We start from the raw sequence: 22987 nt of genomic DNA, 5'->3' as shown, positions 1-22987 counted from the left end.
GGAAAAAAGTAATGCCCGTAGAAACTATCACCTGGATTGCTATTGTGTTTTGTATTTCACAATCTGCTATTTTTTCTGGATTAAATTTAGCGTTTTTTTCACTCAGTAGGTTACAACTAGAAGTAGAAGCAAATAAAGGTAATAAAGCCGCCATAACAGTATTAACACTGAGAAACGATTCTAACTTTTTATTAGCGACTATTTTATGGGGCAATGTGGGGATTAATGTTTTGTTAACCATGTTGTCTGACTCGGTACTTGCGGGTGTTGGGGCCTTTTTGTTCTCAACCATAGTGATCACTGTGGTAGGTGAAATTACGCCTCAGGCTTACTTTTCTCGCAACGCCTTAAAAATGGGTAGCATGCTCGCGCCTATTATTCGCTTCTACCAGTTTCTGCTTTACCCCGTTACTCGCCCAAGTGCGCTAATACTTGACGCTTGGTTGGGCAAAGAAGGTATTACCTACTTAGCAGAAAGTGAATTAGGCAGTATTATTAAAGAGCACATTAGCGCTGAAGAAGCTGACTTGAACCATGTTGAGGGGATTGGCGCACTGAATTTTTTTGCTTTAGATGAAATTAGAGTCACAGAAGAAGGTGAAGTTATTGACCCTAACTCTATTATCGCCTTGCCAACAAAGCTTGATTTACCTGTTCTGCCAGATACTTATTCTGGTCCCGACGATCCATTTTTAACTATGCTAAATCATTCTGGTTATAGTTGGGTGGTATTAACCAACCTCGAAGGTAAGCCTTTACTTGTTATTGATGCTGATGGCTTCTTACGTAGCGCACTGTTTCAGTCAGAAAACTTTGACCCTTACAATTTTTGTCATCGTCCAGTTGTTATCACTGATGAAACTACATCGTTAAATGAAGCTATTTTAAAAATGAAAGTAAGTACCTCTATTGATAAAAACTTTGACGGCGTTATTGAACACGATGTGCTGCTGGTATGGGGTGAAACTAAACGTATTATCACCGGCGCAGATATATTTGGCCGTTTACTTAAAGGTATGCTGCCCCCTATGCAAGATACCGATAATGCCACGGTAAAAAATAAAACCGAAAAAAGTAAGGCTAAGCCCAGTAAAACCAAGGTAAGTAAAGCTAAACCAAGTAAAGACGAGAAATAAGCATCTAGTTTAGCGCTGAAGCATGCTTTTTCAGCGCTAGACTCGGCTATTAGTTTTGTCTATTAATAGTATCTCCGAAACGCTTGCTGTTAGTTCTGGTCATAGTTCTAGTTCTAATTCTAGTTCTAGTCATAACAAAATAGTGTTATTGAAGTTAAATACCCGCTAGTTATTCTGGTTTTAGTGCTAGCACGTCTGATTTTAACAAGCTTAAAATTTTCTCGGCGGTATTACCTAACACTTTCGCTTTTAAACCTTTTCGACCAACAGTACCAATAACCACTAACCCTGCTTTTTGCCGAGCCGCAATACTGGGAATTACTTTTTCGGGCTGACCGGCCTTAATAAAAAAATTCGCTACAGGAATGTCATATTCCACCGCTAATTTTTCAATTTTATGCTTTAGGGTTTTCCCTGCTTTAATTTCTAACTCGTCTTTGTATTGTAAACCTAAGTCACGTAAAAACGTTGAAAATTGTAAGGTATAACAGACAAATAATTCTGCGTTGTTCGCTTTAGAAAACTCTTTCGCTGCCGTTAATATCTGATGATTTAGTGTTTGTTTACTTTTACGCTTAGTCTCTAAATCAATAGCGGCTAAAACATTGGGCGATTTACGCCATTTATGATCACTGACAATAAATATCGGCGCTGGGCACTCGCGTAATAATTGCCAATCGGTAGATGTGTATAAAAAAGTTTCACTGCGATGGGCCGTTTTTACTACCATTGATAACGGGTGTTGTTTTGCGTAGTCATTTATCCAACGGTCAATACGCTTTTCCCATACGACTTCATAACTGTAATCAATGTCATCAGGCACTAAGGTCTTGAGTAATTTTTCTGCGTTATAGGTAACCGCATCGATTACCGCTTGTTTTATATTTTGTGGATCATCTTGAATATGACGTAAACTTTGATAACAAAAATAAACAATATGCAATGATTTTTTTTTAGTTTTAGCCAGTTCACAAGCTCGTTTTATCGCGACTTGTTTGCTGTCTGATATATCGGCAACAACAAATATTTTACTCATAATATCCTCTTTTATTTATAGGTATAAATTAAAAGTAGCATACAAAAATTTATTTACTTTGATATAAAACAACTATCTAAAAAATTAATGACGAGGCGTTATGGATCACGATAAATTTAACATCAGGGCTGGTAATTTTAAGATATAAGCAGGTAATTCTAGACGAGTGTAATGCTTAACTTGCTGAGGTATTTAATCTTCAACTTTTGCTTTATGTTTTTTATTAAAATAAAGATATAAAAAGCCAGCAATAACAATATTTAAAATACAACGCAGGACCTCAGCGAGTTGAATATTTGCGTCTGCTAAAGCATATATCAAGTCAACCGCAGAGCCAAACCCTAGTATGATCGCTATAATAATAAATATTTTTTCTAAAGACATTGAATTAGACATGGGTTTCTCGATAAATATAACGACATTAAGCGACATAGAATGATGGTGCTTTATTAAAGCAGTTCTGCTCTAGCATTTCGCAATCAAACCGAACTAGCTAATGGCTAATGGCTAATGGCTAATTATACACGTTAACATACAGAAAATTACTATATAGGTTAATAACTTATTTAACCTTATGCTCGCTTTATTTAGCATAAATTAGCGCAATTTCTTTAAGGTAAAAATAACAAAACCCGCTAATTTTAGCACTTATTTTTATAAGCAATACGAATAATAAAAATTACGCTACAACACCAGCTTGCAATAACGCGGCAACTTTCTCGTCATTATACTGTAAAAACTGCGTTAAAATCTGTTGGCTATGTTGGCCAATATTCGGCGCGGCATTTTTATATTGTAATGGTGTATCCGATAAGTTAATAGGTGATGCCACGGTTTTAATTAGCCTACCGTCTTTATCCGGTACTTGTTTTACCATCTTCCGATGGTGTATTTGTGGGTGGTTAAATATTTGCTTTAAGGTATTTACCGGTCCACAAGGTACAGCAATTACTTCTAATATCGTGACCCAATAATCAGTGCTTTGCTTAGCAATAATAAGCGCTAATATCGGCACAAGTTCAATACGGTTTTCGACCCTATGTTGATTGGTTTTAAATAAGGCATTGTTGGCTAATTCTGAGCACTGAGCGGCCTGACAAAATCGTTCAAACTGTTGATCATTACCTATCGCTAATATTAAGCTGCCGTCATTAGTCGCAAAGGTTTGATAGGGCACAATATTGGGGTGAGCATTGCCTAAACGCTTTGGATTTTCACCTGTGGCTAAATAGTTCATGCCTTGATTAGCCAGCGTTGCCACTTGTACGTCAAGTAAGGCAATATCTATGTGCTGACCTTTGTTGGTATGCGCTTTAGCGAGTAATGCAGCAAGAATAGCATTAGCGCTATAAAGCCCAGTCATCACATCAATCACGGCCACGCCAACTTTCATCGGTTCGCCATCAGCAGCTCCTGTTAAACTCATTAAGCCACCCTCACCTTGGATCATGGCATCGTAACCAGCTTTATGGGCGTATGGGCCATGTTGACCAAAGCCAGTGATTGAACAGTAAACTAATTTAGGGTTGAGTTTTTTTACTTGCTGATAACTCAAACCATATTTTTCAAGACCGCCGACTTTATAGTTTTCAATTAAGACATCGGCTTTAGTGATCATGTCTTTTACCACTTGTTGCCCTTCTCGCTGGGTTATATCAATAGCGATTGACTGTTTGTTGCGGTTTGCACTGTGGTAATAAGCGGCTTGGGCAGGTTCATTATCTTGCGCTGGTTTAATAAATGGAGGACCCCAATGACGGGTATCATCACCTTTTTTGGGTCTTTCCACCTTAATAACTTCAGCACCCATATCAGCGAGCATTTGTGATGCCCAAGGCCCGGCCAAAATTCGGCTTAAATCAACAACTTTAATACCCTTTAACGCTTCAGACATATACCAAACTCTACCCTTTACATTGTTGCCATAGCAATGATGATCTTCTATCTGCCAATGATAATTTATCATCAGCAGATAGAACAGTCTAACTTGAAATAAATAACTCAAATTCATTGATTTTAGTGAGTTATTTCCAGTGAGTTATTTCCAGTGATTCGGATTTTTTATGCTTGATTAAGCAATGTACTCACCACTTTGACATTATTGTGCAGAGTTTTATGTACTGGACATTTATCTGCTATGGCTAAAAATCGCGCGTATTGAGCTGCTTCTAGCTCGCCAACAAAGCTAATTTTCCGCACTATGGCTTCAATACCCTGACTTTCACTTTCACATTTTTGACAGTCTTGTTGGTAATCTCGACTGTGTGTTAACTCCACTTTAATATGTGTAATGGCCAAATTTTTACGCTCAGCGTACATACGTAAAGTCATGGCGGTACAAGCGCCTAAGCCCGCTAGCAAATGCTCATAAGGATCAGGTCCCATGTTATTACCACCAACACTTTCTGGTTCATCAGCAAGCCAATAGTGGCTATTGGTGCTGACATGTTGGGTAAATTTATGGTTTTTTTCTTCTACCATAACGTAGCCTTTAGCGACCTCATTTTTGTCATATTTACTGCTAGCAGTTTCAGCAATATGGTGAGTATTGTCCGCATAAGTCATATATCGCCCTGCCCAGGCCGCTATCACATCAGCAGCATATTCAGCATCACGTTTATTGGTCAGTAAATGGTCGGTATCATCTAAACTAACAAAACTCTTAGGATGTAGGGCGGCTTGGTATATTTTTTCCGCTTCGCTGATATTTACCGTGCTGTCAATTGGTGAGTGCATGACTAAAAGAGCTTTTTTTAGTTGACCAATATGACGGGTATCGTAGCGCTTTATATCATCTAAAAATTGTTTTTCTATGGTGAATACACGCCCAGCTAAATTAACCTCTGCTTTACCATTTTTTTCAATATCATCAAGCTGCAGGGCAAAATTCTTCGCGACATGTGCTGCATCTAATGGCGCGCCAATAGTGACCACTGCGGTCGCTTCTTCAACATATTGAGCAACGCCAAGCACGGCTGCACCACCTAAACTATGGCCAATAAGCAGTCTTGGTGCTTGATATTCTGTACGAAGAAAATCTGCTGCAGCAATTAAATCTTGTATATTTGAAGAAAAATTACTGTTAGCAAAATCACCATCACTATTGCCTAAACCGGTAAAATCAAACCTTAATACTGCAATACCCTTTTGCACTAAAGCTCGGCTAATACGTGATGCCGCCGCGATGTCTTTGCCACAGGTAAAACAATGAGCAAATAAGGCATAAAACTTAACCTCAGACTCAGGACTTTCCAGTAAACCACTTAAGTTGTGTTCACCACTGATAAACTCGACTTTTTTGCGCATAGCTACTCCTTGGGTTAATTGGGCTGGTGATCTTTTTAGGATTATAATGTTTGACCGTTTAGCTTTAGGATAAATTTCTTTTATCATACCGCTACTTTATTTATTACGATACATAGCTTATTTTTTTGTATAAAATATACCAGTATTAATTAAATTTTTTAAGGAAAAATATGACTATAGGTGTTGGCGGCTCTACCGCAAAAATTGAACTTGAAAAGTTAGTCAATATGACTAGCAAAGTGCAAGCAATAACAGCGGCTGAATTTAAACAGCGCATTGTGAAAGCGCAAACAATTATGGCTGAAAATAATATTGAAGCTACTTATATCAACGCCGGAACAAATCTATATTACTTTACAGGTACTCGTTGGTACGCTAGCGAACGTATGGTTGGCGCTATTATTCCTCAACAAGGTGAGATTAAATATATCACGCCATTTTTTGAAGTGAATACGCTTGAGCAATATATGACCATTAAAGGCGAGATAAAAGGCTGGCAAGAACATGAAAGTCCATATCTGCTATTTAAACAAACCTTGGCTGAGTGTGGCATTAATTCAGGCCAAGTGGCCATAGATGAGTCTACTGCTTTTTTTATTGCCGACGGTATTAAAAAAGCGGCACCACAGTTTGCACTTGTTGATGCAAAATGTGTGACCGCGGGTTGTCGTGCAGAAAAATCAGATACTGAAATAGCCTTATTGCAACAGGCAAAAAATATGACTATTGAAGTGCATAAAGCTGTTGCTCGGATATTGCATGTGGGGATTACTACCCAAGAAGTCACCCTCTTTATTGACCAAGCGCATCGCAAAGTGGGCGCTACTGCCGGTTCCTATTTTTGTATCGTACTATTTGGTGAAGATTCATCTTATCCACACGGCGTAAAATCACCAAAAACACTGGAAACAAATGATATCGTGTTGATTGATACTGGCTGTCAGGTTGAAGGATACAACTCTGATATTACCCGTACTTATGTATTTGGTGAGCCTAATCAACGCCAACGTGAAATGTGGCTTTTCGAAAAGCTAGCACAAAAAGCGGCCTTTGATGCCGCCAAAATTGGCGTAGCTTGTGGTGATGTTGATGTTGCCGCCAGAGCTTATTTAGCCGGTCAAAATTTAGGGCCAGATTACGAAACGCCTGGCTGTCCGCATAGAACAGGCCATGGTGTTGGCTTAGATATTCACGAATGGCCTTACCTAGTGCGCAGTGATAGAACGCCACTGGCTAAAGGTATGTGTTTCTCAAATGAGCCTATGTTGGTATTGCCAAATGAGTTTGGCGTGCGTTTAGAAGATCACTTTTACATGACTGATTCTGGCGCAAAGTGGTTTACTGAGCCTTCTTATTCCATTGACGATCCGTTTGGTTATCAGAAAAATTAAGCAAAGCTACAACTAATAGACAAATACAAGGCGTTAACTTCAATACCAGTACCATTTAGTAAAAGCTTAGTAAAGTTAGGGGTAAATAAGCGTTTATCCTTAACTTATCAAAACTATTACACTCTATATCCTTAAATAGTTTGGCGTATCGCTTAGCTTTGGATAGAATTGTTATCTTATCGTTTTTGATACGAGCTTATGTACGCACGGTTAGAAGATCCCCCGTTAATTACTTTTTTTGTATAAATACAAGCCTGAAGATTAGGCAGAAGATAAACAAGAATAATTTAACCTGGGCACTACTTGCGGCTTTTAATTAATAATAATTTTGGATGTAATATGTTTTACCTGATCTACAGTGAAGATGTTGAAAATAGTTTAGCTTTACGTATGAGCGTGCGTGAAAATCATTTAGCTCGTCTACGTGTATTGCAAGATCAAGGCAAGTTACTGGTGGCTGGACCTTGTCCTGCTATCGATAGTGAAAACCCTGGCGACGCAGGCTTTACCGGTTCACTTATTATTGCACAGTTTGACAGTTTAACCGACGCTCAACAGTGGGCAGATCAAGACCCCTACATAGCAGCAGGTGTCTATAAAAAAGTGATCGTTAAACCTTACAAAAAAGTACTACCGGCATAATGATTAATATTAATAATAACTTTTTTAGCAAATACCTATTGCTTAGCTTACTGGGGTTTTCTCCTGCAGCAATGGCTAAAAATACCATAGAAATGTGTGAAGCCAATATGGAAACTGTTGCTTGAAGTGGTTAATTTTCTATACGTTTAAGATTAATTAAACTTTATTTTTGACGCTGATAAAGGCTCAAAATTGCATCAATAATTAGCGCTAATAGTAAAGCTACTAAGAGCAATTGTCCGGCTATAGCGGCAAAAATATCAGGCGCTTTCATCAGTGAAGCCATTAACGAGTCTTGATAATAAAAAAACCACTGATGATCGTTAGGAAATATAACGGTATGTAAATAATAAAAAATGGGTGTAAAACCCCATATCGTCAACATAGCGACAACCAAAGAAACCAAGCAGGCTAAAGCGATTAACTTCTGCTTTGCTGTCGGCATTGCTCTTATCGACTCTGCCGTTAATTGCTTAGCTTTACGACCATAAAATATCAATAAGCTGAGCATAAAAAGTAAATTACCCCACCACAGCTTAGTCATATTATCGAGTAAATTCGCCACATCTTGTAAATGTTGCACTTCACTTTTAGTTAATAATTTTTGTAATATCCCCTGATGATTTAAATAACTAATTTCTGTTAAACCATCACCGTGATGGTGGATAGACTGCACAATATCAGCAAATTTTTTTTTGTGTAATTTCACATCATTAATGGGAAAGTCACGCTTACCTTGGGTGTTTTTTGGCACACTTTTACTAATCAAGGTATTTATTTCTAATGTTTGGTACCAAACATTATATAAGAAGTTTGTCGCTTTACTCACTTGCCAACTTATACCTAAAGAAAAAACCAGTAATGCTAAGGCAAACACACACCAAAATAATGGCCGAATCAATAAATGTTTACACATGATTTTAAAATTCATATTCAATAGCCGCACGTAAGATATGGTCTTTGTCATCACCATTTAAACCGGTTATAAAACCCAATTCCCATTTCAATTGTTTTTGACCATCAAACCTTTGTATGCCCATAAAAGTGGGACCAATACCGGTATAGTCTTGGCCAATATAAATTTCAATGGCTGGCTGAACTTGTGGTAGCCACCGATAGCGGTATTGCAAACGAAACTCTGTTTCAAATTCATTTTTGATATCGCTACCACTTTCATAAATTAAAAACGCATTCAAGGCTAAGCTGTCACGGCCAAATTCTTTTTCAAATAACAAACCGGTAGTAACTTCCCAAACATTTAATTCATGTACTTTTTCGACTTCAAGTAACAAACCCCAATCGGCCCAATATTCGCCTTGATCTGTCATCATCCAGCGCGTTTCAACTTCATAGGCAGACAAGCCAAAGTCACCATCTCTATCTCGCTCACCCACGATATAAAATTCAATCATAACATTGTCGGTTATTGACTTTCCGTAGGCTATTCGTTGTCCTAAACTGTTACCCGCGTCATTTTGATGTGACAACATACGCCATTCAAATTCTTGCTCGTTAGGTAACACATAGGGATGATATACCTTATCAACAACAACACCGTCAGCCAGTGCAACTTGACATGTCAGTGCTGAAAAAGCAGATAAAATCAACAGCAACAAACTAAATTGTGTTAATTTTTTAAAGATTAGAAAGTTCATCACACCACCTCCTTATGACTCACTATAGTGCGTGTTGACTTTGAAAGCGTCGAGCTAAAAAAAATCAAAGCAAAGGCAATCACAATGGCTGAAATATAAAGTAATAGTTGCAATAGTGTTGGCGTGGCATCGTAGCCAAAAAACACCGTAAACAACTGCCCTAGTTCGGAATTTTCCGTTATTAAATAATTAGAATCCCACAAAAGGCTATTCCCAGGTAAAACATCGATTTGGATCAGTAATTTTGTCGCTTTCATCAGTAGTCCAACACTAAAAACTATCAATAGTACTTCACGAATAAGGCGACAATAACGCTCAATAAACGCCATTAAAAAATACAACAATACAGCGATGCTCGCGCATATACCCACACCAAGAGTAACGCCTGCCACTAAGGCATTAGACGCATTATTTTGATACCAAAAGCCAGTGATATAAATTAGAAAATTGGCGCCATTGAGTGTCATAACAATAACGGTTAAAGCCATGGCACAAAGCCGAATAAGGGTAAGTCTTCCGGCGCTTAATGGCCTTTTTACGATTGCAAGCTGGCTCAATAACAACAGTGATATAAAATAACAAACAATGTAGAGGCAAGCATAAAACCATTCTCGCCCCGTATCATCTAGTGTATGTGCAACTTCATCAGTAGTATTTAATAAAATTAGGCTTAACATTACGCCAGTCAATAACGCAGGATAATACCACTGCAACTTGATACCTTGTTGCTGGAGCATAGAGATCAAAATAATACTAATGACGAATATTGGCAAAGCATCTCTTAAAAAAAGAATAACGGTATTAATTAACATGTAAAACCTCCTTAAACAGAAGGCTATTCGCTGCTAGCGGTGCCGTATAAGCTAGCGCTAAAGTCTCTATATTAGCATCAGTTGCGCTCTTTTTAGGGACAACAATAATGGTGCCTTGAGCGCTGTTAGGGTTAAACTCACCAAAAAATTTGTAATGACCTGGAGGTAAAGGTCCAATAAAAATCACTGATTTTTTTTGTGGAAAAATCACTTTCTCTCTATTAAGGTCAAAACTATCAAACTCTTCAGGGGTGGTATCTCGATTATAAATAACTAATTTTACTTTCGTGTTTGCTGGAATTTCTATTTCAGCCGGATAAAACAAATGATTTTTAAGTTCTACCTCGAATTCCGGCCGGTTTGCCAAGCTAGCAAATGATAGTAGCGCTAAAAAGACAATAATGCTTTGCATAGGTTTGACAGAAAATAGGCTCATTGATAATCTCCCTTTGCTGGTGAGCTGGGTAATTTATTACCATTAATAGTTGCACCGCTGTTACTATCTACCATAGAAAAAACAACCTTTACACATAAGCCAAACAAAGCCTTTGAGCGACTTAAGCTGATGTTTGCTTGATGCAATTCTACAATATGTTTAACAATCGACAAGCCTAAGCCACAGCCAATAACATTTGAATTATGGCTATCGCCGCCGACACGATAAAAGCGATCAAATACCCGTGAATATTCTTCCGGCGCAATACCCGGGCCGGAGTCTTCAACACGTAATATAAGCTTATTTTTGTCTTGCACGCACGAGACTAAAATCTTGCCATAATCCGGGGTATATTTAGCAGCATTAGCAATCAAATTTTTCAATAGTATACCGATTACAAATCTGTTGCCCAAAATGTTCAATGGCGCACTATTCAGTTCGATATCATGGCCTCTGCTGGCAATATAAGGATAGAGCTCACTAATACATTCTTGCAATAGCTCTTGTAAATTAAGCACCGCACTTTCAGCCAATATTTGTTCTGGATTAGTCCGGTTCAAGGTCAATATTTGATCAACAACATGTGCCATACGCTCAACACTTTGCTCTAATTGCTGAAAGGGTAATACTGACAGCGCTGTTGAGTTTTTGTCACTGTCAACAAGGATGACATCATTAAAGCTTTGTTGAAGGTTATAAACGTTAATTTTCAATACGCTTAATGGCGTTCTAAGTTCATGGGCGGCATCTGAGGCAAATTGCTTTTCACGCTCAAAAGATAATGACAGTCGCAGAAATAATTCATTTAAGGTTTCAATCACTGGCGCAAGTTCTGTGCTTGAACTGACCGTTAACGGGCTAAGATCATTTGCTTTTTTATTTTTGAGTGCTCGAGTTAAAAAAGTCAACGGCTTCAAGCCCTGCCGCACCGCTAATGAAATGATTAATGCGAGTAATGGCATGACTAAAATAATGGGGGTAACCGCAGATAAAATTATCCCCTCAGCAAGGTCAAATCTTTGTTTTAATGGTTGAGCAATAATAACCCAAGCATTGGTTGTTGAGTTATCTGTTATTTTGTCGGTATAAGTGCGCCAGCGTTTGCCTAGGAAGTTAGCTTCTTTAAAACCGTTATTTAAGGTATTTATTAGCGTGTTTGGCGCATTATCACTGCGAGTTACTACCTGGTTATCAAGCACTATTTGATAAGAAAAATTGCTGGTTACTGGGTGCGTAATGACACCTTTAGGTAGCTTAACAGCCGTTATAACCTGAGCTAAAGAGACTAATTCATTATCAAATACACTTTCGGCTTTGCGCATACTCGCTTTATAACCCTGAATAGCAGAGACAAAAATTACTAAGGTAATAATTGATAACAGCATTAGCACTAGATAACGGCGAATAGGCATAATAAACTTTTTATGCCTTATTTATGGTGTAGCCAACACCACGAACTGTTTGGATAAATTTTTCAGGTAACTTTTTGCGTAAATTGTGAATATGGACTTCTACCGCATTACTCATCACTTCTTCACCCCAATCGTAAAGGCGTGATTCAATTTGCTCTCGTGACTGAATTCGCCCAGCATTTTCCATTAATACTTTTAGCACCATATATTCTTTTTTTGAACAGGACAGTTCTTTATCTTCGATAAACACTTTGTGGGCAGTCGTATCAAGCTTTACCAATGCAATGGAGATTATTGCGCTATCAGCAGTACCTAATCGGCGTTCAATCACTCGTAAGCGAGCAAGAAGCTCGTTAATGTCAAAAGGTTTAATTAAGTAGTCATCGGCGCCAAAGTCTAGTCCTTGAACACGCTGCTCAATAGTGTCTCGTGCGGTCAGCACAATAACCGGCGTAGTTTGCTTTTTAGCTCTAAGCTTTTTTAGCACTAATAAACCATCCATGTCAGGCAACCCTAAATCTAAAATTACCATGTCATGATCAGGCATAGTCAATGACGTTAAAGCGTCTTCGCCGGTATTAACGTGGTTAACCAAGAAGCCCTCATGTCGCAACGACTGTTGTAATGCTTGTGCTAGTGGCAGATCGTCTTCAACGAGTAAAATTCTCATATTGTTACTTTAGAACCTATTTAACTTATTTAACTTATTTCAAGCCAAACTGTCGATAAAAATTTAGCTATTTACATATAACTAACCGTAATAGTTTTAGCAAGTAAACTCAATGGCTTGGCTATACACTTCGAGATGAAATTAACGACGTAATTGGATATCTATTGGTTAATATCCTTGATTATGGTAGCTAGCTCGGTATAAGTTTTATTTTAAATCAATTTGCACCAGTAACATAGCAGAATGCGGTGTTTATCTTTTCACCTTTAATGTTCAGATAGTGTTCAGAGCAATTATTCCTTAATAACTTACCCATATCGGTAAGTTACGCAGCTTTAATTTAAATAGCGTTGTACAGTAATTAATCTCTAACTATTAAGCTCTAGTTATGTTTGCTTTACACATAAAAGATCAGCTTCACTTCGCTAAAATATCGATTTTAAAAAGCGAGTCTTCTTATAGCTTTGAGCAAATATTAGTAAAATAATGCTTGAAATAGCATCAAAACCGATATACTGTACATCCATACAGTATATCGAGGTGAGCACTATGGTTAACACTAATAAAATAAACTTAAAAATAAATAACAACAGCTTAACTATAGCCCCTAGTATTAATTTACCCCCTCAAATTAATTTGTCTTCTGCTTGGTGTAATATTATTAGTGTAAATAGTCTCGGAGATGTCTCTAAAAAGTATCAGGACATTTGTCAAAACCACCATGATGATAAAAAGTGGATTTTAATGATTAATCCAGAAAATTCTTCGCTAGAACAACTCTCTAACATGGGTAAAATTAATCCAGCAAAAATACTAAAAGTGAATGCAAATAAGGTCAATGTCAGCTTAGATCATATCAAAAACACGTTATTAAAAGGCACATGTTCTGCGATGATTTTATCAAACGCCAACTATAATCAAGCTCAATTAAAAGAAATATCTCGCTGTGCTGCCTTAGGAAAAACTCAATGTATTTTATTACAAAAGACAGATTGTAAAGCAATCAACCAATTACATTAAATAACTATATTTAGTCAAGGTGGTAAAACAAAAATAAAACAAAAAATTGTGTTTAATCCACGATTTAATGTAAAGCGCAAAAAACCTTAGGTTAAGTAAGATGAACTGAACAATTAAAGCCATAAACCATAAAAAGCATAATAACTGTCATGATAGACTAAACATAATTACCCTTTAAATAGTTTATCTACATGTTATGTCCATGCGGCTCAGAACGAACCTTTGCACTGTGTTGCCAACCTTTAATAATGGCAACAAAACCTGCTCACTCTCCAGAACAACTTATGCGCTCACGCTACTCTGCTTACGCAACACAACAGGCCGAGTATATTTACCTTACTTATGCCCATTCAAGCCAAGCTCTACAATCCATTGATGATATCGCACAATGGGCTGCAGAAACAAAATGGCTGAAACTCATTATTCACTTTGCCAGTGATCATGAAAAAGATTTAGCTAACCGTAATAATGCTCAAGTAGAGTTTTCCGCTTTTTATCAGGTTCACAAACAAATTTGGCAAATGCGAGAACAATCTAATTTTGTGCTTGAAGATAGCGCATGGCGATATCTTGATGGAGAGGTGTCAGATAGCAAAGTATTAAATAAACCCAAAAAAAATGAGTTTTGTTTTTGTGGCAGTGAGAAAAAGTTTAAACATTGTTGTGCTAAGGCTTTTTAGGCAACGGCTTCCATTAACGGTGCTTTAACAATAGTCGTTTGCACTGCCGCTAACCAAGCTATGGCATTGAAGTCAGCTCTTTGCTCTGTTTGTGTTAACGATATGTCCTGATTTTTTTGCTGGCAATATAAACTGGTATTAGTCATCACCTGTTCGTTTATATGTTTTACATCATCACGAAACGCTAATGGTTTAGGGTTAAGTATGTTTGCTAGCCTTAGGTCTTCTAACTGCTGTTTTTCAATCAAACTTGCCTGATTATAGCTGCTTATATCAGCAACATCTTTTAATGCTAAAGGGGCTTCATCAGGTAATTGAAAATATTTTCGTAACTGTTCTGCTGAAGTGGTTTTTTCAGGTATTTGTGAAAGTGGTAATTTAAATTGGCTATGCGCTCGAACATCGTCGGTTAGCATGGCGAGTAACAGCGCAAAATCAGAACGACGCGCATGGTAAACACTTTGGTTAAGCTGTTCGCCTAACTGAAGTTCATGAACAAGTATGTCGTTTGATAAAGCGTTTAGGGTCAAAATAATCTACTGTTTTGCTACTGATAATATTTATATCGGCAGCAGCACAGTTTACTTTAACCCTATGCCTAATTAATTATTGATTTTTATAGTAAATACAAAGTATTGACTGATTTTTGTCCATTATGCAGAAATTTGTTTAATGGGCCAACGCAGTATAAAGCTGGCTCCACCATTATTGCTATCAACAACAGATGCACTGCCGCCATGCCACTCCATGATCCGACAAACGATGGCTAGACCTAAACCAAAGCCTCCTGTTTCACGATTACGAGATACATCACCACGAGAAAAAGCATCAAATATAGTACATTTGAAATCATCACAGACTCCCTCACCATTATCGGTAACGCTTATCTGGCAGTGCTCTTCGCTTTTCTTAATCGTGATGTCTATTTCACCATTGCCATATTTTATGGCATTAGAGATATAATTATTCAACGCTCGACCAATAAAGTGTCGGTCAACCTCAACTAGTTCATTTCCAAGCAGGTTAACAATGTTAAATTTTTGTTCAAACTGTTGGTAATTACTGACTTGTTTTTCGACAATATCCACCAATGATTCTTCACTAAAATTTATTTCGGGTTTGTCATTATCAAAACTAGCGTAAATTAACATCTCACTAATGAGTTGTTCTAACTCACAAACATCTTTACTAATGGCTTTGCGATATTTCTCTTGTTTGGCTTTATCATCAGTGCAGGCTAGCATTTCTAAGGCAAACTTAGTGCGAGCTAACGGTGTACGTAATTCATGTGCAACCGCAGTTGATAATTCTTTATGAGCATCGATTAAACGTTTAATACGGCTGGCCATAATATTAAACGCCGTCACCATAGGTGCTGCCATGGTCGATATTGCTTGTGGTGCAACAACATCAAAACTTTCTTGACCAAACTCTATCGCCGTTTTTTGCAATTGATCCAAGTCTCGAGACAAAGGCCGTAACCAAAAAAATAATATACAGGCTAAGGTTGCTAGCAAAATAACACGAATGAGTGCCTCTAGCCTAGGCCGGGTTGGCATTTTAGCAGGCCCCAACACAATAACAGTGCCAGCATCATTGATCCTATGATGAATTTCTACCGCGTTATTATCATAATAAATATGCGTATTTTCTTCTTTGATGACGTCATGATTTTGATAGCTAATGGCTTTTACTTCTCGCGCTGACATTAACTTTAATGGCAGTTGCCACTGCTTTGCAGCTTTCGATAGTATTTCTTGCCATTGATCTTCTGGGTGCTTTTCTAAATAGTTAGATAGCGCCAACAGCATACTTTTATAACCGGTGTAAGACTCTATGTCTTGTTCAAGGTATGAACTCCATACTTCATCAAGCATCCATGAGAATACGATGAAAATAGAAATAATAAGGAAGTATAAGCTGAAGAATGAGCGACCAAGTTTCATAAAATGCCTAAAGAAAGGAAATAAATACTGATGAGTCGCCATAACAGCTCACCAGCTTACACAATAAAATAATAGTTAACTCCATGCATCTGGAACAAATAAATAGCCTTGTCCCCAAATGGTTTTAATACGAAAAGGAGTTTCATTACTATCGTGTAATTTTTTACGCAAGCGTGATATGCGCACATCAACACTTCTATCCATGCCGTCGTATTCGCGACCAACAACCGCTTTATAAATATAATCACGATTCTGCACTTCGCCTGAACGACTAGCTAATAGCCAGAGTAAATCAAACTCTTGGCTAGTAAGGTCAACATTTTCTCCGTGCAATGTCACTTGTCTAGAACCACGGCTAATATGTAGTTCACCACAATTAATTTTAGCATTTTCTTTACCATCCGCTGGCAACTGGCCACGACGCAATAACGCATTAACACGGGCAAGCAGTACTCTTGGCTCAACAGGCTTAATCACGTAATCATCCGCGCCAATTTCCAAACCTAACACTTGGTCAAAGTCTGTGCCTTTCGCGGTTAGCATTAAAATTGGCCCTTTAAAGTTAGGGCGTAAATCTTTACAAACAGCAAATCCATCTTTACCTGGTAGCATAATGTCTAAAATAATCAAATCAGGAACGAATTTATCAACTCGCTTTTCTACCGTGTCGCCTCTAAACTCTTGCTTAACGTGATAACCTTCATTTTCTAAAAACTCAGCGACTAGATCCGACAATTGACGGTCATCTTCAACAAGTAATATTTTTTTAACTAACAATTCACTATCTGACATTAACTGCTCCTACTTTATTACGCTGTATTAACAGCATTTTCATGGCTAATTTATGAACACGGTCAATGTTTACGCTAGCCAATAAATAACAACCATTGAAATATGAATCATTGCGCAAGCATAAAATGTTTATTATTAATTAACAACACTATGTACAAGGTGTTACGGCAATAGTACAACTTACTACCCTGAAATTACAATTAATTACACTAGGACTAACAAGTAGAGTTTTATTATACTTTATTAATAAAGGGGCTTAGCGCCACTATCGGTGCGTTAAGAGAAACAGAAAATTTTTACTTTAGTTATAAAGCTAACTTATTATATAATCAATAAGCATTATATCCACCGTATTATATAAATATTCGTTATGACAACTCACGCTACTAAAGTTAAAATATCTGCAAAAAACACCTTAATTACTGAACAGTTAAAAGCAAAAAAAACCTTATTTTCTGTCATGCTGGTAGTACTGTTTAGTAGTGCCGGTATTGCCTTACCTTATCCTGTATTAGCACCTCTTTTTCTAAATGAAGTTAGCCCTTTAACCACTTTTGCTGATTTACCAAGTAAAATATTACTCGGCATTATACTGGCGATATACCCTTTAGGGGTTATTCTTGGAAGCTCAGTTTTAGGTGCTGCCTCAGGTATTTATGGCAGAAAAAAAACCTTAATCATTACTTTGATTTTAACTGCCGTTAGTTATGTATTATCCGCTTTAGCTGTTATGGCTGAAAGTTTTTTGCTGCTGATATTAGCGCGTTTTATTACAGGAATTTTTTCCGGTAATATCAGCATAGCCAAAGCGATAGCGGTAGATTTATCGCCCACGCTAGATAAGACCCACACCTTTAGCCTAGTAAATGCCACCAGCTATTTAGGTTGGTTGCTCGGCCCTTTAGCCGGTGGATTACTGGCAATATACGGTTTAGATACCGTCTTCTACTTCGCTGCCGTCGCGATAGTTATTGCCCTTATTAGCGTCGCTTATGTATTACCTGCTGGTAATAGCAAATCCGATCAGCCAAAGATAAAGTTTTCCCAACTTTTTAGTAAACAAAACTCATTTGCCTTACTCGCTAATAAAAAAATTAGACGTATCTTTTTAATTTATCTATTGGCAACACTCGGCCTAAATGCCTATTACGAATTTTACCCCGTTTGGTTGGTAGAAAACTTTGACTTTACTAGTCCCGACATTGGTTATATAACAGTTGTTTTAACCTTATTTATGACCATAACCAGTGTGTTTTTTGTTAAGCAATTAAAATACTTATTGGGGCTTAAATTGGGAGCCATTGTTGGTATGATGTTAATGGCATTGTTGTTTAGTTTACACCTTGTATTGTCGGCAACCAGCATTTGGCCTATTTATGCCATAATAGGCATCGCCATCGCTATTTTCAATGGTTTATTACCCGTTTATATTTCCGAGCAATATGCTGATATTGAACAAGGACAACTTATGGGCTTAATTACCACCACCTTTAGTTTAGCTAATATGCTTATGGCGCTTATTGGCAGTGTATTAGCCTTATTTGGCGCACACTGGGCCATACTATTTGGCGCCTTTTTGCTTATCATTGCCTCCATCGACTTTCACTTTAGTCAAAAAGATATTCGCTAGCTGATTTCACACTAAAGTTATTCTCTACCTAGGCACTAACTCTATTATAAATTGATGATTGGACTTCCCCTAGTTTACTAAACACCAAACTAGTAACATTGTAATTTCAACTAGAGGCTTTTATGAACAAAGGCAAACGATAAGCCCAAGAATTTAAAATTGAAGCAGTTAAAAAACGAATGAACGTGGTTATTCAGTTACTGGAGTATCTGAGCGGTTAGGTATTTGTACTAAAACGTTATATCACTGACAAAGTCAATTATCGGATAAACCTAAAGCGGTTAAAGCTCAAGATGAACAATTATATTAGCCCACACTAAACCTGACACTTTACATTGTCTATTTCTGGTGTGGGATAATAAACTTCGATGATAAAGACAGCTAGTGGCACTGTTGAACTAGGCAAACCATGACACCCAACCGTGACTATCAGCACCATCTCCCAGTCACCTCTTAAGTAAACCCTTTAATGTTCAATTAACCAACAATCCAAATGACGGATATGAATCTTTATTCAGAAGTCTAACCGTTACAACCTTCACTTACCTTCAAGATAATACGAAACAGCGTTGCCAAGCTATCTTAATTAGTTTCTAATACTACTCATCTTTAATTTCGGTTATGAAAAATAATTTATCAAAGCGCACTTGATTATGCCTATAACTATTTTAGTCTGCTCAAAATAACACCTTAGTATGCCGATAAATTAACAAAGCCAATTAACCCACTGTTATACAAGTATATATAATTATGAAAATCATCTCATTTAATATTAACGGCCTGCGCGCTCGTTTACATCAGTTACAAACTATTATCGATAAACATCAACCTGATATTATTGGCCTACAAGAAATTAAAGTTCATGATGAAGTATTCCCGCTCACTGATGTTGAGGCGATGGGCTATCACGTTTATTTTCATGGTCAAAAGGCGCATTATGGTGTTGCTATGCTATGTAAAAAAGCCGCTAACCTAGTCACTAAAGGCTTTCCAACCGATGATGACGAAGCGCAAAAGCGCATGATCATGGTGCAAACAACCGATGAGAATGGTGAAAAAGTTACCGTATTAAATGGTTATTTTCCACAAGGTGAAAATGTTGCCCATGAAACAAAATATCCTTACAAACGTCAATTTTATAAAGATTTAATGCAATACTTAAATGAGCACCATACCCCTGACGAAAATATTGTGGTGATCGGTGATATTAATATTTCACCTGCTGATTTAGACATAGGGATCGGTGAGCCAAATAAAAAACGCTGGTTAAAAACCGGTAAATGCAGCTTCCAACCAGAAGAAAGACAATGGCTAGCCACCTTAATGGATTGGGGCTTTACTGATACCTTTAGGTCATTACACCCAACCCGTGAAGAAAGGTATTCATGGTTTGATTATCGCTCTCGTGGCTTTGACGATAATCGCGGCTTACGTATTGATGTGGTGTTAGCAACCAAAAATTTTGCTAGCCGCTGTATTGAATCAGATATTGATTATGAACTTAGGGCCATAGAAAAGCCATCTGATCATGCACCCATTTGGTCTACGTTCAGTAAATAAAGCTTTTCAAGCAACATAATACTTATAATTTTAAAATCAAACTTATACTGTTAAAACCATACTTTTAAAAAGGGGCTAGCCCCTTTTTTGTTAAAAATAGACATTAATGATCCCTATGACTGCTACCCACTATGCATGCCCTATATGTAGTTTTCCTCTGCAAAATCATGAAAAGCTGTTTCGCTGTGAGAATAATCATAGCTTTGATCGCGCAAAAGAAAATTACTTAAATTTATTGCCCGTACAATTTAAGCATTCAAAAAATCCTGGTGATAACAAAGCGATGGTCAATGCTAGGCGAGCATTTTTAGAACAAGGTTACTATCAACCCTTGGTTGATAGAATCGTCGCTTTATACCAAGAAAAAGTACTTACTAATGCTAGTAAGCCAACGATTGTGCTCGATGCAGGTTGTGGTGAAGGCTTTTATACTCATCAACATAAGAATACTGAAAATACTGTTTATGGTGTTGATATTGCTAAAGAAGCAATAAAAAAAGCGGGTAAGAAATATCCACAATGTCACTTTAGTGTCGCGACGTTATCGAAATTGCCTTTTAGTGACCGCCTATTTTCTTGGATTATATCGGTTTATGCCCCTATTTTAGAAAAAGAGTTTACGCGCGTATTATCAGCCGGTGGTTTTTTGTTAACCGTTACGCCAGCAAAACAGCATTTGATGCAACTAAAGCAGCATATTTATAATGACGCTAAAGAACATGATGAAGAAAAATTGCCCATTGAACATTTGGCACTGGTGCACCAAGAAAACATCTCTTATCAAATGCACTTAAAAACGGGTCAAGACACGCTAAATTTATTGGCTATGACACCCTTTGCTTTTAAGGCGAGTAACGAAGCCAAAGAAAGCTTACTAAGTCAGCATGACTTTATATGTCAGGCGGACTTTCTGATCAGGCTTTATCAAAAATCGAGCTAAAAAAATGCGCTACAGATTAACTGTATCGCATTATTAGTTATAACCTTTCCTAATCAACTTTACTTATAATCTCAACGAATTAAGAGGTTTTATAACTATTTTTAAAGCTTAAGTTTAATAAGTGAGCCAAGTCTAAATAACGTGGACGTTGAGTTGACAACTTGATATCGCCACCGCTTTGGTTAACGCGCGCGACGCTTTCTTTGTACCAATTAGCTAACGCAGGCGGAAGAAATTTATCAGCTTTAATGCCCATCAAAATCAACGCTTGTAATGGAAAGCTCATAATACAAAGTGTATATAATAGCGCCTGAGGTAAGGCAGACATAGAGCCAAAATACAACTGTAAGATTAAACAAAACACTGCTAAACCGGGCATCACTTTACAGACCAAACGGCTCACTTTAACCGCATGATACTCCATAAAGTATTCACCAAGTTCAACGCGTGAGGGCCATAAATTCATGTACTTTCGGCCAAGCGAGATAATTTCTAATATAGATAACTTCATGAACGATACCCTACAACAGCGGTTGATTAAAAGATAGTACCTTTTAATATACGATGGTATTAAGTAAAATGACCACAGTTGATGGCATTTTATTGCCCTGCATCAATATTTCTCAGTAATTCCTAATAATTATGAGGCTATCGCTAGTGTCTTGGTTGACGATACTTGCATTGGTTGTAATTTCAACACACTTGTAGTCTTCCAACAATATAATCAGTAATTACAAAGATCTGCCCTATAAATAAGTAGATCTTTAGCTGTTTTACGCCTTAATACGACGTTTTAACAACTTATCTCTGAGTTTTAACGCTAATTATTAGCTGGTATTTTTTAACCAGCAAAATAAGTAAATAAAAAACAACAACTTAACCATTTAAACAATAGTTACACACAATGATATCCACAGCTTATGTGGATATCATTAAACGTACAATATTATAATTTATACAATTAATTTGCTTTATATACCTAAATAGACTTAGAAATACACTAGTTTGATAGCAATAATCAATTTAATGCGTAGTAAACACAGGTTAACCAGTTTGCTTAAACATAACATTTAGTTACTGCATTCAAACCCACGCAAGTATAACCCCTAGAGTTGAAAGCTATTAAACGCTATAGTGTCGACATCAGCATTTAAACAAGCGAAGTCGACTTATGAGTAACTTTACCCTACGGCGCTTATCTGAAACGTTTGCTATTCATAGTTTGCGACGTGAGAGCTCAATACCTGACGTGGTATTTAATGCCCCGATATTCTTTTTAGCAAAAACCTATGACGAAATTTCAATTGTTATTCCAGAGCATATTGAAATTGACAGTGAAGAAGTCGAACTTGGCTGGCAAGCATTTGAAGTTGTTGGCCCACTCAACTTTACCTTAACCGGTATAATGTCAAATATATCAACAGTGCTAGCAAATGAAAAAATTAGTATTTTTACAATTTCTACTTTTGACACTGACTACGTTTTAGTAAAATCAGATAAGTTTGCAGCCGCTAAAGCCGCGTTAATAAAACATAACTACCAAGTGATATAATTCAGGAAATAAAATGACAATACTTTATGGCATTAAAAACTGCGATAGCGTAAAAAAAGCAAAAAAATGGTTAGAGCAAGAAAATATTCCTTATCAATTCCACGACTTTCGTAGCGATGGCCTCAGCCCACAATTGCTACAGGAATTTATAAAGTCTGCCGATTTGACTCTGCTGTTAAATAAACGCAGTACTAGCTTTCGTCATTTAACTGACGAGATTAAAAACAACCTCACTGACGACGTGATGACCGAGATTATTTTAGCACAACCCACGCTAATTAAGCGGCCACTACTTAAGCACAATCAAGCATTTTTGGTTGGCTTTAAAGATAGTCAATATCAAGAAATTTTGCTTTAGGTATATAGTATTC

At 37.2% G+C, this 22987-nt stretch carries 24 protein-coding genes and 1 pseudogene; 11 read left to right on the top strand and 14 right to left on the bottom strand.

Translation table 11 applies throughout. The features are described 5' to 3' along the window. Positions 1-11: 11 nt before the first annotated feature. Positions 12-1136, top strand: coding sequence for a DUF21 domain-containing protein (locus H4J46_RS16710; RefSeq protein ID WP_182234801.1), 1125 nt, complete (start codon positions 12-14; stop codon positions 1134-1136). A gap of 169 nt (positions 1137-1305) precedes the next feature. Here H4J46_RS16710 and H4J46_RS16705 read toward each other — a convergent pair whose 3' ends face one another. The 4 genes from H4J46_RS16705 to H4J46_RS16690 all read right to left on the bottom strand — a co-directional run bounded on the left by H4J46_RS16705 (position 1306) and on the right by H4J46_RS16690 (position 5478). Next, positions 1306-2172, bottom strand: a complete 867-nt coding sequence (locus H4J46_RS16705; protein WP_182234799.1) for a universal stress protein — start codon at positions 2170-2172, stop codon at positions 1306-1308. A 192-nt stretch (positions 2173-2364) separates the two neighbouring features. Next, positions 2365-2568 (bottom strand): hypothetical protein, encoded by a 204-nt coding sequence (locus H4J46_RS16700; RefSeq protein ID WP_182136830.1) that lies wholly within the window; start codon positions 2566-2568, stop codon positions 2365-2367. Positions 2569-2851: 283 nt separating this feature from the next. Beyond that, positions 2852-4066: a CaiB/BaiF CoA-transferase family protein gene (locus H4J46_RS16695; protein WP_182234797.1), complete on the bottom strand. Its 1215-nt coding sequence runs from the start codon at positions 4064-4066 to the stop codon at positions 2852-2854. Positions 4067-4233: 167 nt separating this feature from the next. Then, complete coding sequence (locus H4J46_RS16690) at positions 4234-5478, bottom strand: bifunctional alpha/beta hydrolase/OsmC family protein (RefSeq protein ID WP_182234795.1); 1245 nt, start codon at positions 5476-5478, stop codon at positions 4234-4236. A 170-nt stretch (positions 5479-5648) separates the two neighbouring features. On the opposite strand from H4J46_RS16690, the gene H4J46_RS16685 reads away from it, so the two are divergent. From H4J46_RS16685 to H4J46_RS17445, 3 genes are all read left to right on the top strand, one after another. After that, entirely contained in the window at positions 5649-6869 is a 1221-nt protein-coding gene (locus H4J46_RS16685) for a Xaa-Pro peptidase family protein (RefSeq protein ID WP_182234793.1), read from the top strand. Between the two features lie 339 nt (positions 6870-7208). Beyond that, positions 7209-7511 (top strand): YciI family protein, encoded by a 303-nt coding sequence (locus tag H4J46_RS16680; protein WP_182234791.1) that lies wholly within the window; start codon positions 7209-7211, stop codon positions 7509-7511. Then, positions 7511-7636: a hypothetical protein gene (locus H4J46_RS17445; protein ID WP_259365920.1), complete on the top strand. Its 126-nt coding sequence runs from the start codon at positions 7511-7513 to the stop codon at positions 7634-7636. Before H4J46_RS16680 ends, H4J46_RS17445 begins: the two co-directional genes overlap by 1 nt. A gap of 38 nt (positions 7637-7674) precedes the next feature. Here the strand turns inward: H4J46_RS17445 and H4J46_RS16675 are convergent, their stop codons facing one another. From H4J46_RS16675 to H4J46_RS16650, 6 genes and pseudogenes are all read right to left on the bottom strand, one after another. Beyond that, on the bottom strand, positions 7675-8442 hold the full coding sequence (locus tag H4J46_RS16675; RefSeq protein ID WP_182234789.1) for a DUF1461 domain-containing protein: 768 nt from the start codon (positions 8440-8442) through the stop codon (positions 7675-7677). Continuing rightward, positions 8432-9166, bottom strand: coding sequence for a hypothetical protein (locus H4J46_RS16670; protein ID WP_259365919.1), 735 nt, complete (start codon positions 9164-9166; stop codon positions 8432-8434). Before H4J46_RS16670 ends, H4J46_RS16675 begins: the two co-directional genes overlap by 11 nt. Next, positions 9166-9978: a hypothetical protein gene (locus tag H4J46_RS16665; RefSeq protein ID WP_182234787.1), complete on the bottom strand. Its 813-nt coding sequence runs from the start codon at positions 9976-9978 to the stop codon at positions 9166-9168. Before H4J46_RS16665 ends, H4J46_RS16670 begins: the two co-directional genes overlap by 1 nt. 70 nt (positions 9979-10048) lie before the next feature. Next, positions 10049-10390: pseudogene (locus H4J46_RS16660) on the bottom strand (cupredoxin domain-containing protein); the annotation flags it as partial. A gap of 20 nt (positions 10391-10410) precedes the next feature. Beyond that, positions 10411-11826, bottom strand: a complete 1416-nt coding sequence (locus H4J46_RS16655) for an ATP-binding protein (RefSeq protein WP_182234783.1) — start codon at positions 11824-11826, stop codon at positions 10411-10413. A 10-nt stretch (positions 11827-11836) separates the two neighbouring features. Continuing rightward, complete coding sequence (locus H4J46_RS16650) at positions 11837-12496, bottom strand: response regulator transcription factor (protein ID WP_182234781.1); 660 nt, start codon at positions 12494-12496, stop codon at positions 11837-11839. A 549-nt stretch (positions 12497-13045) separates the two neighbouring features. Here H4J46_RS16650 and H4J46_RS16645 point away from each other — a divergent pair. Further along, the gene (locus H4J46_RS16645) at positions 13046-13516 is read left to right on the top strand and encodes a hypothetical protein (protein WP_182234779.1); all 471 of its coding nucleotides are present in this window, start codon (positions 13046-13048) and stop codon (positions 13514-13516) included. A gap of 191 nt (positions 13517-13707) precedes the next feature. Continuing rightward, complete coding sequence (locus H4J46_RS16640; RefSeq protein ID WP_182234777.1) at positions 13708-14196, top strand: YchJ family protein; 489 nt, start codon at positions 13708-13710, stop codon at positions 14194-14196. Here the strand turns inward: H4J46_RS16640 and H4J46_RS16635 are convergent. The 3 genes from H4J46_RS16635 to H4J46_RS16625 all read right to left on the bottom strand — a co-directional run bounded on the left by H4J46_RS16635 (position 14193) and on the right by H4J46_RS16625 (position 16934). Next, positions 14193-14726 carry a VC2046/SO_2500 family protein gene (locus H4J46_RS16635; protein ID WP_220463058.1) on the bottom strand — a complete coding sequence of 178 codons (534 nt, stop codon included), beginning with the start codon at positions 14724-14726 and terminating at the stop codon, positions 14193-14195. The two genes, H4J46_RS16640 and H4J46_RS16635, sit on opposite strands and share 4 nt — an antisense overlap. A gap of 123 nt (positions 14727-14849) precedes the next feature. Beyond that, the gene (locus H4J46_RS16630) at positions 14850-16142 is read right to left on the bottom strand and encodes an ATP-binding protein (RefSeq protein ID WP_182234775.1); all 1293 of its coding nucleotides are present in this window, start codon (positions 16140-16142) and stop codon (positions 14850-14852) included. 75 nt (positions 16143-16217) lie between these two features. Then, on the bottom strand, positions 16218-16934 hold the full coding sequence (locus H4J46_RS16625; protein WP_182234773.1) for a response regulator: 717 nt from the start codon (positions 16932-16934) through the stop codon (positions 16218-16220). 370 nt (positions 16935-17304) lie between these two features. Between H4J46_RS16625 and H4J46_RS16620 the strand changes: the two genes are divergently transcribed. The 3 genes from H4J46_RS16620 (at position 17305) to rlmA (ending at position 21064) form a co-directional block, all read left to right on the top strand. Continuing rightward, positions 17305-18564 (top strand): MFS transporter, encoded by a 1260-nt coding sequence (locus H4J46_RS16620; protein ID WP_182234771.1) that lies wholly within the window; start codon positions 17305-17307, stop codon positions 18562-18564. A 750-nt stretch (positions 18565-19314) separates the two neighbouring features. After that, entirely contained in the window at positions 19315-20124 is an 810-nt protein-coding gene (xthA, locus tag H4J46_RS16615) for an exodeoxyribonuclease III (RefSeq protein ID WP_182234769.1), read from the top strand. A gap of 115 nt (positions 20125-20239) precedes the next feature. Further along, positions 20240-21064, top strand: a complete 825-nt coding sequence (rlmA, locus tag H4J46_RS16610; protein ID WP_259365917.1) for a 23S rRNA (guanine(745)-N(1))-methyltransferase — start codon at positions 20240-20242, stop codon at positions 21062-21064. 79 nt (positions 21065-21143) lie between these two features. Here the strand turns inward: rlmA and yfbV are convergent, their stop codons facing one another. Next, positions 21144-21575 carry a terminus macrodomain insulation protein YfbV gene (gene yfbV, locus H4J46_RS16605; RefSeq protein WP_182234765.1) on the bottom strand — a complete coding sequence of 144 codons (432 nt, stop codon included), beginning with the start codon at positions 21573-21575 and terminating at the stop codon, positions 21144-21146. Positions 21576-22235: 660 nt separating this feature from the next. On the opposite strand from yfbV, the gene H4J46_RS16600 reads away from it, so the two are divergent. Next, complete coding sequence (locus tag H4J46_RS16600; RefSeq protein ID WP_182234763.1) at positions 22236-22616, top strand: ACT domain-containing protein; 381 nt, start codon at positions 22236-22238, stop codon at positions 22614-22616. Between the two features lie 13 nt (positions 22617-22629). Further along, a complete protein-coding gene (locus tag H4J46_RS16595) occupies positions 22630-22974 on the top strand; it encodes an ArsC family reductase (protein ID WP_182234761.1) in 345 nt (114 codons plus the stop codon). Positions 22975-22987: the final 13 nt, after the last annotated feature.

This window comes from Colwellia sp. MB02u-6 (genome assembly GCF_014077095.1).
Taxonomy (GTDB): domain Bacteria; phylum Pseudomonadota; class Gammaproteobacteria; order Enterobacterales; family Alteromonadaceae; genus Cognaticolwellia.
The sequence above is the reverse complement of the archived record's forward strand: the minus strand, read 5'-3'. Positions and strand labels throughout refer to the sequence as shown.